Raw genomic sequence first — 12,902 nt, forward strand, 5'->3', positions numbered from 1 at the left:
AACTAACGAGGGCACGAGTGACGAAACCGATTTCTGCGCGCTCGGCACGTTTCGCGACGTTTAACAAATTACCGTGCGAGAAACTGGTGGTAGATTTTCAGTCGCCATCTGCGGGTGATTCTGCTCTCTCGCGTTTCTGAAATAGATACATAGTGAGAAAATATCTTTGTATTGTTTCTAAATTTAGGTCGTCGTTTCCGCGACAACTGGATTGGCAGAGGACAAAGTGGCAAAGGCCGCTCTGGGCTTGTGCGCTGGCCGATTTTGAGGGGCGACGTACCGTACAGGTTAGCAGAGCCTGAAAATTCACGACTTCGATTGGCAGCCGGTCCTGCATGGTCTGCGAACAGCAGACTTGTGTAGTAGAAATAGGCACCCCGAGAGGCGTGGGGCTGAAAACAACTCTGCATGACACTTTGAAACTCGTTTAGTAGTGTAAAACACTGTAATTCTCTGCGTTTGTGCTACCCTCGCGGTAACATGCTGTGTTTTTCTTAACGAGTTTGGGGTGCGCCGGAAGATGACGGACAAAATCAACATTGCCGTGGTCGGCCTCGGGAAGATGGGATTGTCGCATTTCGCGATGGTCAATATGCATCCGTTGGCCAATACGGTGGCTTGTGATGGTGCTCGGTTCATTCGTGATGTGCTGACCAAGAACACCGACGTGACCATTCACAGTGACTACGCCGAGATGCTCGCCACTCAGGACTTGGATGCGGTCGTGATCGCGACGCCGTCCCGTCTGCATGCCCCTATGGTGACGTCTGCCCTGGATAGAGGCTTGCATGTCTTTTGCGAAAAGCCGTTTTGCCTGGACTGGCAGGACGGTGAGCGCCTTGCGCGGGTCGCCAAGGAAAAAGGCGTCGTGAACCAAGTCGGCTATCACTATCGATATGTTGGCGCTTTCCAAGAGGTGAAAAAGATCCTGGACTCAGGAGCGCTGGGCACCATCACGCACGTTCAGGCCGAGGCATATGGCCCCGTGGTTCTGCGCCCCAAGCGCACGACCTGGCGTACGGACAAGGCCGAGGGCGGTGGATGCTTGTACGACTACGCGGCCCATCCCTTGAATCTGTTGAACTGGTATTTCGGCGCTCCGTCGCAGGTATCGGGATCAGTGCTGACCCAGATTTTCTCGGAAGGCACGGATGATCAGGTGATGTCGACTTTGCGCTGGGACAATGGTCCGACGGCGCAGCTTTCGGTCAACTGGTCTGACGAGAGTCATCGCAAAATGTCTACCAAGATTACGATGATCGGAACCAAAGGGCGCCTGTTTGCAGACCGGCAGGAGTGCCAGGTTTATCTGCGCGGTGCCGATCCCGCTCTGCCGGGCTATACCGAAGGCTGGAATGTCAAATACACAACGGAACTGACAGAAGACGCGTGGTTCTATCTGCGTGGCGAGGAGTATTCGGCCCAGCTTGATGATTTCATCACTGCGGTGGCCCAAGGCAAGTCAGCTCCGGTTGAGAATGATTTTGCGTCTGCCACCGAGACGGACAAGACCATGTCGATGATTCTTGCCAATGCCGATACCGGCACACCCACGGGTGAAGCCCCAACAGCCACACAGCCCGCACCCGCGAAACGGCGCGGATGGTTTCGTCGTTAAGGAGTGCAAGACGTGGACAAGTTGCTTTTCGGCGATAATCAGTTCTTCGGTATCAACCACATGTCCGAAGAAAAGGCTCGGGCGCAGGCCATGCGCTTTCAGCGGACGGACGCAATCATGGACGTTCTGGATGTAGCCTATGACGAAGGGATCCGCACGTTCATGTGCACGACGCATGATCGTATTGCAAACGTGGCGGATCGTGTGCGCGCGAATCCAGAACGCTATGGCGACTTTCAGTTTTACCCGTGTATGCCCTACGCGCATAAATACGCGAATGCCGTGACCGAGCATGGAATGTTGGGGGCCGTCAGAAGTTTTATCCCCAATGACGGGCTGTTGACGACTGCGCTTGCAGGGACAAAGGCATTGGCCTCGAAAGAAGTGGACGGCATCGCGAAGGTGATGATCGACATGGAAATGAAGATGTTCGCGGGCACGAAAACCCCGGTCATCTTTATTCAGAATGTTTTTGCCGATTTGTTGATGGGCATGGGATTCCACCGGGCGTTCCGCATCTTCCACGATCACATACAAGAGAAATACGGCGCGGAACCCGCCTATATCACGATGAATATGCCTATGCTTCTGGACGTTCTTGAGGGGCAGGGTATCGAGCGCCCGATAATCTGTTCCAATATCAACAAGATCGGTTTTCGGATGTCCGGAGGGTTTGATGCCTATCTGGATGCGCTGAAATCCGGCCGCGTGCGTGCCGTTGCCATGTCGGTTTACGCGTCAGGAGCGATCCCGGCCGATGAAGCAATCCACTGGATTTCAGAACTTCCAGGCGTTGAATCAATCGTGTTCGGAGCCTCCAGCGCAGGCAATATCCGAGGGACAAAGGCATTGGTAGACAAGTATATGACCGGTGAATAGGCGAACACCTTTCACCCGTGCTGCGTGTTCAAGCCCCTTGGTGACGCTAACTGTTTTCTGAATGGCAACAGTAATTCACGAATGGATTCATTCTGCGAATCGACCGTTTGGATGGTACCACGTTTTTAAAGTAGGACTCTGAAAAATAAGCGTTTCCAAATTGGCAACAATCCGTTTCCGCAAGAATCGTGGACACAGTTTTGCCACAATGTCATCATCTTCATGTGGGCGGCATGTTATGGTTTTGAGCGCGTACCGGTTTATTCTTAGCTGGTCAGAGGGGGTTGTAGAGTGCAACTTGCCGCCCCGCGATTACCCACCTTATCGCAGATAATTCTCGAGGGCGGTGGCCTGTGTGTCAGGTCGCGGTAGCAACTTTTGCCAAATCGGGTTTTGCCCCTGCACCGGCCAGCAAACCAGCTTCGATTTCGGCAAGACGCTGACGCCGATTGACCATCGCCTGAGTCTCGGGGAGTTGCAGATGGCTCAGAATTTGAGCCCACCGGAGCAGCCAGTCGTGTTTGCGCAAAGCGCCAGCCAAGTTGACCCTGCGCATTCGATCCAGTTCGGCGCTGTCGTCAAGTAGGGCTACGATCTTCTCAACGGCGGCGTCCGGGTCCTCTGGCAATCGAACCACCGATTCCGGCCAGTCGAAATATTGAACATAGTCGTCCGTTTCGGGCGCGTACCCAACCTGCGCGGCACCGCCTGCGATGCCCTCGACGTGGCGCGGTCCCCACGCGATATTTCCTTTGACCTGATCCGCGTGCCCAATCTTGGCGATATCCACCATGAACAGCTTGGCGTGCTGAACCAAGTTCGCCAGCAAATCCCGATGCACGGCATGTTGAGCCGTGATCGGAGGCTTGGTCGCGGAGTCATACAGGTAGAAACCAGCGCGTTCCTTGATCCTTTGCAGCAATCTGTCATGCAGTTCAGGGCGTCTGCGCCCCATATAGTAGACGTCCACTGGTCTGTCGGCGGTCAAAGATTCGGGAACAAATCGAACCATGTCCGCCGCGCCCGGCAAGTGAATGACCGGCTTGCCCGTCCTGCGCTGAAGCTCATCGCAGGTTTCGGCAAACGCGCAGCATATCAGGTCAAACTGCGCCAGTGACGTGATGAGCGGTGCGTGGAGGTCCAGCTCTTTCGTCCAGACTTCCTCGAGAACGCAGACGGCAAGGCGGCATCGCTCCCGCCAATTTGGCACGGCATCAAGCGCCAAAAGCTCCTCTGGTTTCTGGGCATCGCAGAAAAACACATCGTAGTCGCGATCCAGATTGGTTTTTTGTACGCCGGACGGCCAGTACCTGAAAAGATCGGTGCGTTTGGACAGCCATCTCTTGGGGTTAATCGGAAAGCGGCGTTCCCTGACGTGTTTTGGGGCCAGTACCTTGGCATTCTCGATTTCGGCAATGACGTCTTCAAACTCAAACCCGGAACAACGTGAAACGTTGTCGTTCAAGCTCCGCTGGGAAAAAATCAAGACTTCTCTGGGCGTTTCTGCGGGCTGGGTTGGGCTAGTCAAACGCGTATTCCTTTTAAAGAATTCCAGATCGAATCTATTTCACAATCAGATGATCGCCTATTCAAAGAATTTTTCCTCAAAACGTTCCCCTTGATCGAATGATCAAAGCCAGTGACCGGGATTTGAGCGTTGCCGGAACGATATCGGCTGCCCCGTTCAAAAACTATGGAAATAATATGCGTTGTCTGATTAGATTTTTTGCGTCCGGTTCGCTGTACGGGCTTATTTCAAGGGTCAGTTTTACTTGGGACCCTTGCCTGGTTTCAGGATGCGGGCCGATGGATACTTGGTGGCCGTTGGAACAGGCGGATGGTTTATGATTTTTACTGAAACGCCTTTGCAGGGCGCGTTCGTAATTGATCTTCAGGAAATCTCGGACGATCGCGGCTTTTTTGCCCGCGCCTTTTGCGCTGAAGAATTCGAGCGGCATGGCCTCAAACCGACGATTGCGCAGGTAAACCTTTCATTCAATGAGAAAAAGGGAACGATCCGTGGGTTGCATTACCAGCAAGCGCCTGCGGCTGAGGCCAAGTTCATGCGCTGTATCTCGGGTGCGATTTACGACGTGATTGTTGACCTGAGACCGGACAGCCCGACCTATCGCCAGTATTTCGGAATTGAGCTGTCCGCGCAGAACCGTCGCGCTCTGTACGTGCCAGAGATGTTTGCGCATGGCTATCTTGCACTGACGGACGGTGCGCAGGCGTTCTATTCCGCTAGTGAATTCTACACACCCGGAGTGGAGGGGGGGATTCGATACGATGATCCCGCGCTTGGGATACAATGGCCCATTTCCGCCACGATTGTTTCCGAAAAGGATGCGTCCTGGCCTTTGCTTGAAACGTAACAGCCCACAGATTCTGTGACCGGAGCTCGAACCCAGATGAATTTGAAGGCCCAAAATTCAAAAGTGCTGGTCACTGGCGCCTCTGGCTTTATCGGTCGGGCCTGTGTGCGAAACCTTGCTGACGCAGCGTACAGGGTTATCGCGACCTATCGAACCGATCCGCCCCCGCCAATGGACGGTGATGTGGAGTGGGTAAAGATCGACATGGCGGATTCCGCTGCAGTCGGGGACTTGTTGCAGCGCCAGCAGCCCAGCCATTTGCTGGCTTTGGCGTGGTATATGGGGCCGGGCAACCAGCAGTCGCTGGAAAACTTCCGCTGGATACAGCATTCGATTGATTTGCTGTTCTCGTTCGCCGAGGCCGGGGGACAGCGCGTCGTGTTTTGCGGCTCGTGCATGGAGTATGACTGGAGCGCGCCCGTCAAACTGCGCGAAGGTGTGACTCCGCTGAATCCGGCAACGGAATACGGAGCGGCCAAGGCTGCCCTTTCGGTTGCGTTTGACCGGATGTGTGCTGCGCTGGGGCTATCTGGAGCATGGGCGCGGCCGTTCTTCCTGTACGGGCCGGGCGAAAGCCCAAAGCGGCTTGCGGCGGATGTGATCGTTTCGCTGCTGGAAGGGCGCGAAGCCCTGTGCACGCATGGCCGTCAGAAACGGGACTTCCTGCATGTTGACGATGTTGCCCGCGCACTGGTTGATCTGCTGGGCAGCGATCTGCAAGGCCCGCTGAATATCGGCAGCGGCACCGCGATCCCGCTGGCCGACCTGATAACCGAGATCGCCCGACAGATCGGTGCCGAAGACTTGGTTCGGTTGGGTGCACGTGAAGCGCGGGCGGGTGATCCGCCTTTGGTCGAGGCCGACAACACGCGCCTGAGTCGTGAACTGGGCTGGTCCCCGAAGTATAATTTGGAAACCGGAGTTGCGGATACCATCGCATGGTGGCGCCGCGAAATTGTGAAAGAAACCTGATATGAGTAACGAGAACATAGTTATCCTTGGTTCCGGCATGGCCGGACTTGGCGCGGCACATCATCTGCATGCTCAGGGCGTCTCGAGCAGAATGTATGACAAGAACCCGTTCCCCGGTGGTCATACCGCGACCTTCGCCCATGACAGCGGTTTCATCTTTGACGACGGTCCGCATATCTCGTTCTCGAAAGACCCGCGCATTCAAGAACTGTTTTCAAACAATGTCGGTGGCAAGTTTGAGAAACTGCAGGCTTACGTGAACAATTATTACCACGGCGCATGGGTCAAGCACCCGGCTCAGGCGAATCTGCACAACCTGCCGGATGAGCTGAAAACCCAGTGTATTTTGGACTTTATCGAAGCCTCCAAGCAGGACGTGGTGGAAAAACCCGCCAATTATCTGGAATGGCTGATTTCGGTCTTTGGTGAGACGTTTGCCACCCATTTCCCGGCTGTTTATGGCAAGAAATACCATACCGTCGATGCCGACCAGATGAGCACGGTCTGGATGGGGCCGCGTTTGTACCGCCCTTCGATGGAAGAGGTGATCCGCGGCGCGGTTTTCGCGGAAACGCCGGACGTGCACTATATCACCGACTTCCGCTACCCGACCGAAGGTGGGTTCATTTCCTATCTTAAGCCGTTCATGAAAAAGACCGACCTGCATCTGGATCACAAGGTTGTTGCCATTGATCCCGTTGCAAAAACTGTCCGTTTTGAAAACGGCGTGACCGAACAATATGGCAAGTTGATTTCATCCATCCCGCTGCCGGACCTGATCCCCATGGTCAAAGGTGCGCCCCAGCATGTTCTGGATGCGGCGGCAAAGCTGGCCTGTACCACCTGTGTGACTGTGAATATCGGGCTGGCGCGCGATGATTTCACGCCTGCAACCTGGACATATATCTATGACGAGGACATCGTCTTTACCCGGTTGAGCTTCCCGCACAAGATGTCGACCCAGACCTGCCCGCCGGGATGCGGCTCTATTCAGGCGGAATGCTACTATTCACATAAATACAGGCCGCTGGACGTTGCGCCCGAAGAACTGATCCAGCCGGTGATCGATGACCTCGTCAAGATTGGCCTGATCGCCGAGGACGAAAAGATTCTGCACACGGATGCTCGTCTGATCACCCACGCCAACATCATCTTCGATCTTGATCGCGAAGAAGCGCTGCCCATCGTTCACAAGTGGCTGGACGAGGTTGGCATAACCTATGTCGGACGGTTCGGAGAATGGGGCTATCAGTGGACGGACGAGGCGTTCAAATCCGGTGAGCGCGGCGCCCGCAACGTCATTCAAGAGCTTCAGGCCGTCTAACGCGGCGCGTGCCGCTCACGAAGCGATCGGCACGGTTCTGCGAAAATCCTGATCCAGTTGGTTTTCCTGCAATAGGGCCTCCAACTGGGCCAGTCGTTTGTATTTGCGACCTTCAAAATCCTCGACCTGCAGGTCGCAGGCTTTGACCGCATCATATAATTGCTGCGCCCCCCGGACCGCGTCCCACTTGGGTTGAAAGCCCGGGATAGATTTTTCGATCTTGGCCGAGCTGACCCGGTATGATCGATTGTCAGGTCCGGCATCGGCCGCATAGTCGATTTTCGCACCCGGAACCGTGTCGGCCACGATTTCGGCCAGATCGCGGATCTGATAGTTGTTCTCGGTTCGGCAGACGTTGAACGCCTCACCCGAAATCTCGGCGGGGTCGGCCTGGAGCGTGGCGAGGAAAGCGCGGGCCATGTCTTCGACGTGGATGATCGGACGCCACGGCGTGCCATCCGACATCATCAGGATGCGACCCGAGGTATAGGCATGTGCGATCAGGTTGTTCAGCACGATGTCGAACCGCATTCGGGGACTTGCACCATAGGCGGTGGCAAAGCGCAGGAAAGTGGGGGTGAAGCTGTCATCTGCCAGCGGTTTCAAATCCCGCTCGGCCAGAACTTTGGACACGCCGTAATCCGTCTGTGGGTTAAGCTGGCCATCTTCATCGACAAAATCCTCTCCGGCCCGACCATAGTTCGAGCAGGATGACGCGAAAACAAACCTCCGCACACCAGCGGCCTTGGCCTGTTTCGCCACATGAATTGTGCCTTCGTGGTTGATCTGCTGCGTCAGACCGGGGCGAAGCTGTCCCAACGGATCATTCGACAGCGCCGCCAGATGCACCACCGCATCAAAGCCTTTGAGGTCGTCAACCGTCAGGTCGCGAATGTCCTTGCCCAGGTTCGGGATCGTGGGAACAGCACCGCCCGGCGCGAAATCAGCCCGGTCAAAGAGATTTATATCGCACCCAGTCACCTGGATTCCCGCCTCGGCCAATACCGGGGCGGTGACCGTCCCCACGTAGCCGAGATGACCCGTTAACAGGACCTTTTGAATGCTCCCATGTTGCCCACGGTCGGTTGCCATTTTTCCACATCTCCTCAAGCCGGCGTTTGTCCGCCAGATGGTCCATACAATACCAGAAACCAGGATGGCGGTAGGCCATCAACTCACCCAACTCCATCAGCTTGGGCAGGGGGCCTTCTTCCCACATGATCTCATCGCCATTCACGCTGGCGACGGCGTCGAAAACCTCGGGCTCAAGCACAAAGAACCCGCCATTGATCCAGTCGGCTGCAGTTTCGGGTTTTTCGACGAATCCTTCCACCAATCCGTCATCGCGCACCTGCAGATGCCCGAACGTGGTCAGCGGGCGCACCATCGTGATCGTGGCCAGCTTTCCATGCGATTTGTGAAAGGCAACAAGCGCGTCCAGATCGACGTTTGAAACACCGTCCCCGTATGTCAGCATAAACGTGTCGTCGCCCAGATACGGTTGCAGACGGGCCAGCCGCCCGCCGGTCATGGTTTCCGTCCCGGTGTCGATCAGATCGACGGTCCAAGGCGGCATCTGCGCGTCAAGAACACTGTTGTGATAGTCGGGTTCGCCAAACAGCTCGCGCTTGGCGAAGTCGATCCTAAGATTCCCGTCGTATTGGCAGAGATCGGAAACATAGCGTTTGATCAGGTCGCCCATGTAGCCAAGGGCCAGCACGAATTCATGATGCCCATATGTCGAGTAATGCTGCATGATGTGCCACAGGATCGGCCGGTTGGCGATCTCGACCAGTGGCTTGGGGCGAACGCGGGTTTCCTCGATCAGACGAGACCCCTTACCACCTGCAAAAATGGCTGTTTTCAATGGTGCCTCCCCAACGGATACAAGAACTGGTAAAAGATTCAAAAGTACGAATGGATAAAGTCCACAACACAGAACGGGTTGCTGTCAATCATTGAAGGCCCGAGCGACAATGGAAATTGTTCCGGTTTGAGAAACAGTGAGTAAAATAACGACTCTTTGATTTCTGTTCTCGTGGTATGACAAGCAGTTTAATGTTCATGCAGCTTCTCTCACCCGCAAGCGGCTGCTAGCACGCAAGGCTTTGGCGATGAGATTCGCCTTGGTCATATACATAACCGGTATAATCCACTGGCCGTTCAATCGGCTTAGGACAGAGCTTTCTGTGATGTTCAAGAAGATGAAGCTCAGGCCCAGGACGAACAGAAGAACCAGATCATCCCGGTCTTTCAAGTGGCGCATGCAGTAGAATATGGACCCAAAAAACCGGATCAATGCCAGGAACAGCAAAGCCACTCCGACAAACCCGATATGGAACCAGGTCTGAAGCATCCCGTTATGAGAGTAGTGAGGCGAAAATCCCAGTTTGGCCTGGCTTTCGTACACTCGCATATATGGCGCCTCGCTGTGCCAGTATGCTGCATACCCGTATCCGAGCCAAAATCGATCCATGAGATAGGGCCACGCAATTTCCCACAGAGGAATTCTGTTGGACAAGGTCGGCTGTCGTCCGATCAACGCAAAAAGCGGATCGGCAATGTCCGAGGCGAGGATCAAAGCGGAAAAGCCAATCACAAAAGCCGAAAAAAGAAGGAACGCCAATGCCCAAAGGTATTCCAAACGCGGTGCGATCTTGCTGATGAAAAAACCGGAAAGAAGGAAAGCGCCGATTATATGTGAGGTTCTGGAATCGGATGCGATCAAAAGAACGACTGCGACAACAATTGTCAGTTGGAAGAAAGTGCGCAGTTTTCCTTTTGTTTTTTGGGCTGCGAACCAGCATGTCAGAGTGGCCAGCAAAGAGTTCGCGCCCAACTCGTTTTTGTGCAGAAAGATACCGGTCCAGAATCCTTCCCAAGTATCCAGACCCCTGGCCTGCGGCAGCGCAATAACGGCGGCGAGCGACAAAAACATGGAGATCGCGAAATAGGTCGCAAGAAACAAAAGCAAGCCGCGCAGGGACATCATGCTGCCCAGAGCGAGACCAAAGAGTGTCGTTACGACAAGGGGAACGGCACGCTCCATCGTCAGCAATGGGTAGTTGCTCCAGAACGTCGACAGGACAACCAGAATGATCATGATCGCGATTTCCGGCGAGGCAAAAGCGCCTCTGAGGAGGTGCCGGTAATACAGCATCGTAGTGGCCAGTATTGGAACGGTGGTCAGGATCTCGATCTTGTTGGCGATGGTGTTGCCGTACAGGATAACGCCAAGGATATCTGTCCCGACAATGATCAGAAACACCATGCAAACCGCCAGGACAACGTGATGGAACGAGGTTCCCACGGTCTGCTGATAAGGGATATTTCGATGGGAAATCGTCATTCCACAGTAAACACACCCAGCAAAACAAAACTCAGAAAAACGCGATTCAGCAGATCAGAATGATCTCTATATAGCAAAACTTACAAATCTGACGTGGACCTGTCTATCTCGTCGCGAATTGCCGCGCGGACTTTGGGTCGAAACCCAACCCGACCGACGCAATCGGAAAATCGACAATCAGCAGTGAATATGATTTAACGAACGCGGCTTCTGCCAAGGTTTGTCGCGACGCATTTCCCCAGAACGGCAAACACCCTGGTCAATTCGGCGCGGCTGGGCGTTTTGGGCAGTGGTGAGTTTATTTTGTTTGAGTCGATGTCGGCATCTGGCCATTGGGTTGTTTAATGAGTGCACTGCCACTGATCATGCTAAGCGGTCTTTCATGACTTGGTACTTTGTCCCCAGGATGGTGTCCGCATTCATGGCGATCGCGATTCTCGTGGTCATGACGCGCGTGTTGGGCCCGGCCGAGTTCGGTCGGTACACACTGACCCTGCTGGTGGGGATGCTTCTGTTTTCCTTCACGTTTTTCTGGCTGGTTATTTCGGTGGGCCGGTTTCACCACGCCAAAGAGTTTGAAGGCCGGACAATCGGAACAGTTCTTGGCTCTGCCATACTTGTCGCGCTTTTTCTTTCGGCGATTGTCGGTCTGGCTTACCTGGTCCTGCCCATTGACCGGGCAAACAGCTTTTTGTTCGCAGCCGTTTTCTGCCTCGGTCACGCGGTTCACGAAATTGGTGCGGTGTGCCTGCGACAATATGAAGAAGGGCCGAGATTTGCCGCTGTTACGTTGCTGAGGCACGCTCTGGGCGTGTCTCTGGCGGTTGCTTTCATCATGAACGGTGGCGGCTACGAGAGTGCCGTGATCGGCATGTCGCTGGGTGCCGCTCTTACCGGGGTTTACGCGTTGGTAATAACCGTCAAGCGATCCGGCATTTACTTTCCGAAACGCACCGAAGCAAAGACCTATCTGTTTTTCGGCTTTCCGCTTGCCGTTGTCGGCTCTGCTTCGGTTTTCCGCGAGATGTCCACGCAATCCCTGCTTGCGGTTCTCGTCGGGATTGAGGCCGCAGGCTATTTCGCTGCCGCGCAAGCCCTGGCGATGAGGTCTTTGGTGCTGACGATGAGCACGCTTTCAAACGTGGTCGCACCGTCTGTGTTCGAGGCACATGAAGTTAAGGGTATCGCTCAGTCCGACAGAGTTCTGGAGCGGTATTTTTCATTTCTGATGCTGATTTCGATACCGATTGTTGCTGCCTTGATCAGTGCGGCCGACGTGTTCGCGAACTTGCTTTTTGATCAGGGCTTTGCTGTGGAAACCGCTGGTTACCTGCGTGTGTTGGCAATCGCGGCCTTTGTCACCGGGCTGCAAGGCGCCTATTTCAGCTATTCGTTCATGAGGTCAAAAAAGACCGGGCTGCAATTGGTAATCACGTTCGGTACGCTGATCGTGCACGCCTTGCTGTCATTAGGCGTGATCTACCTGTTCGGTGCACCCGGCGCGTCCTACGCCTTTTTGTTCAGCGCGTTCGTCAGTTTCCTCGTCTACTACCATGTTGGACGCAAGGTTGATCCACTTAAAGTGCCGGTTCAGGAATTGACCAAAGCCTTGGTTGCCGCGCTGGTATTTGTGCCGTTCGGCCTGTTGGCTGAATCGTCCTCTGAACTGACGACTCAATTCGCATTGCTCCTGCTGGGCACATTGGTCATGTTTGCGGTTCTGGTTGCCATTCGCCAGACTGCCGCTGTGACGGTTTGGGAAAGAGCAAGATTCCGCGTTTCCTAGCCAAATCCGCATCTCAAAAATAATGCTTTGTTAACAATCCGTTAACATGGGTGATGCCAATGTTATTGCCATGAATTGGCGTATTCTTGCCCAGTTCCAATGCGTTTCTTGGCTCAGTCTGTGAGACGCCTCGTGGTTGGCTGAATATGATGTTAGATTGTCACTGACCTCAAGATTTTGTGTCACTTCATGGCCAATCAGGCGGGTTGATCTATAATCAAACCAAGCCGCCCGAAAACACGAGAGCATGAGGTCAACAAGGGCAGGTGCAGAAGAAAATGAGAAAGACCGAAAAAGAGCAACGTACTAGATGGTAATAGTATACCTACTCTCAGGACCGCTGGTCGCTTTGTTGTGCTTCGTCGCGTTTTATCTTTCCGGCGCAAGCACCGGGACACTTGTGTTTGGCAGTCTCATCATCGGATGCCTGACACCGCTTTTGGTTGCTGTGCTGCAATTCGCGTTCAGCCGCAAGATGCGCTTGAAAGTGTTCAGAAAACTGCCCTCGAAAATCGGGCAGTGAGAGAACAGGCGAAACTCAGTTAGAAAGCCAGAAACGGGGCGTTGGATCGACCTCGTGTTTTAGGCCGGTTTGACGG

General features: G+C 54.3%; 11 protein-coding genes. 7 read left to right on the forward strand and 4 right to left on the reverse strand.

The genetic code is table 11. From position 1 onward, the window contains the following. Nucleotides 1–520 precede the first annotated feature (520 nt). Both ACR0LH_RS10465 and ACR0LH_RS10470 read left to right on the forward strand, forming a co-directional pair. Entirely contained in the window at nt 521–1,618 is a 1,098-nt protein-coding gene (locus tag ACR0LH_RS10465) for a Gfo/Idh/MocA family protein (protein ID WP_480720880.1), read from the forward strand. A 12-nt stretch (nt 1,619–1,630) separates the two neighbouring features. Continuing rightward, the gene (locus ACR0LH_RS10470) at nt 1,631–2,497 is read left to right on the forward strand and encodes a hypothetical protein (RefSeq protein WP_480720882.1); all 867 of its coding nucleotides are present in this window, start codon (nt 1,631–1,633) and stop codon (nt 2,495–2,497) included. Nucleotides 2,498–2,855: 358 nt separating this feature from the next. Here ACR0LH_RS10470 and ACR0LH_RS10475 read toward each other — a convergent pair whose 3' ends face one another. After that, nucleotides 2,856–3,962, reverse strand: coding sequence for a glycosyltransferase family protein (locus ACR0LH_RS10475; RefSeq protein WP_480720883.1), 1,107 nt, complete (start codon nt 3,960–3,962; stop codon nt 2,856–2,858). A 379-nt stretch (nt 3,963–4,341) separates the two neighbouring features. On the opposite strand from ACR0LH_RS10475, the gene rfbC reads away from it, so the two are divergent. From rfbC to ACR0LH_RS10490, 3 genes are read left to right on the forward strand one after another with little or no spacing between them, the layout of a single operon-like run. Next, the gene (gene rfbC / locus ACR0LH_RS10480; protein ID WP_480720885.1) at nt 4,342–4,872 is read left to right on the forward strand and encodes a dTDP-4-dehydrorhamnose 3,5-epimerase; all 531 of its coding nucleotides are present in this window, start codon (nt 4,342–4,344) and stop codon (nt 4,870–4,872) included. A 36-nt stretch (nt 4,873–4,908) separates the two neighbouring features. Further along, nucleotides 4,909–5,844: an NAD-dependent epimerase/dehydratase family protein gene (locus tag ACR0LH_RS10485; protein ID WP_480720886.1), complete on the forward strand. Its 936-nt coding sequence runs from the start codon at nt 4,909–4,911 to the stop codon at nt 5,842–5,844. Between the two features lies 1 nt (nt 5,845). Beyond that, nucleotides 5,846–7,168, forward strand: a complete 1,323-nt coding sequence (locus tag ACR0LH_RS10490; protein WP_170387934.1) for an NAD(P)-binding protein — start codon at nt 5,846–5,848, stop codon at nt 7,166–7,168. Nucleotides 7,169–7,183: 15 nt separating this feature from the next. On the opposite strand, the gene ACR0LH_RS10495 is transcribed toward ACR0LH_RS10490, so the two are convergent. The 3 genes from ACR0LH_RS10495 to ACR0LH_RS10505 form a co-directional block, all read right to left on the reverse strand. After that, the gene (locus tag ACR0LH_RS10495) at nt 7,184–8,194 is read right to left on the reverse strand and encodes an NAD-dependent epimerase/dehydratase family protein (protein ID WP_480721166.1); all 1,011 of its coding nucleotides are present in this window, start codon (nt 8,192–8,194) and stop codon (nt 7,184–7,186) included. Further along, nucleotides 8,121–9,035, reverse strand: a complete 915-nt coding sequence (rfbF, locus tag ACR0LH_RS10500; protein WP_480720887.1) for a glucose-1-phosphate cytidylyltransferase — start codon at nt 9,033–9,035, stop codon at nt 8,121–8,123. Before rfbF ends, ACR0LH_RS10495 begins: the two co-directional genes overlap by 74 nt. A 195-nt stretch (nt 9,036–9,230) precedes the next feature. Beyond that, nucleotides 9,231–10,517, reverse strand: a complete 1,287-nt coding sequence (locus ACR0LH_RS10505; RefSeq protein WP_480720889.1) for an O-antigen ligase family protein — start codon at nt 10,515–10,517, stop codon at nt 9,231–9,233. 382 nt (nt 10,518–10,899) lie between these two features. Between ACR0LH_RS10505 and ACR0LH_RS10510 the strand changes: the two genes are divergently transcribed. Together ACR0LH_RS10510 and ACR0LH_RS10515 are read left to right on the forward strand one after the other, a co-directional pair. Next, on the forward strand, nt 10,900–12,303 hold the full coding sequence (locus tag ACR0LH_RS10510) for an oligosaccharide flippase family protein (RefSeq protein ID WP_480720890.1): 1,404 nt from the start codon (nt 10,900–10,902) through the stop codon (nt 12,301–12,303). 310 nt (nt 12,304–12,613) lie between these two features. Then, nucleotides 12,614–12,826, forward strand: a complete 213-nt coding sequence (locus tag ACR0LH_RS10515; RefSeq protein WP_170483397.1) for a hypothetical protein — start codon at nt 12,614–12,616, stop codon at nt 12,824–12,826. Nucleotides 12,827–12,902 lie beyond the last annotated feature (76 nt).

It is taken from the genome of Ruegeria sp. CL6 (assembly GCF_056536465.1).

What these genes read in the sequence shown, in the direction of transcription:
- ACR0LH_RS10465 (WP_480720880.1), top strand. Translation starts at nt 521, where the DNA reads ATGACGGACAAAATCAACATTGCCGTGGTCGGCCTCGGGAAGATGGGA.
- rfbC (WP_480720885.1), top strand. Translation starts at nt 4,342, where the DNA reads ATGATTTTTACTGAAACGCCTTTGCAGGGCGCGTTCGTAATTGATCTT.
- ACR0LH_RS10485 (WP_480720886.1), top strand. Translation starts at nt 4,909, where the DNA reads ATGAATTTGAAGGCCCAAAATTCAAAAGTGCTGGTCACTGGCGCCTCT.
- ACR0LH_RS10490 (WP_170387934.1), top strand. Translation starts at nt 5,846, where the DNA reads ATGAGTAACGAGAACATAGTTATCCTTGGTTCCGGCATGGCCGGACTT.
- ACR0LH_RS10505 (WP_480720889.1), bottom strand. Translation starts at nt 10,517, where the DNA reads ATGACGATTTCCCATCGAAATATCCCTTATCAGCAGACCGTGGGAACC.
- ACR0LH_RS10510 (WP_480720890.1), top strand. Translation starts at nt 10,900, where the DNA reads ATGACTTGGTACTTTGTCCCCAGGATGGTGTCCGCATTCATGGCGATC.
- ACR0LH_RS10515 (WP_170483397.1), top strand. Translation starts at nt 12,614, where the DNA reads ATGGTAATAGTATACCTACTCTCAGGACCGCTGGTCGCTTTGTTGTGC.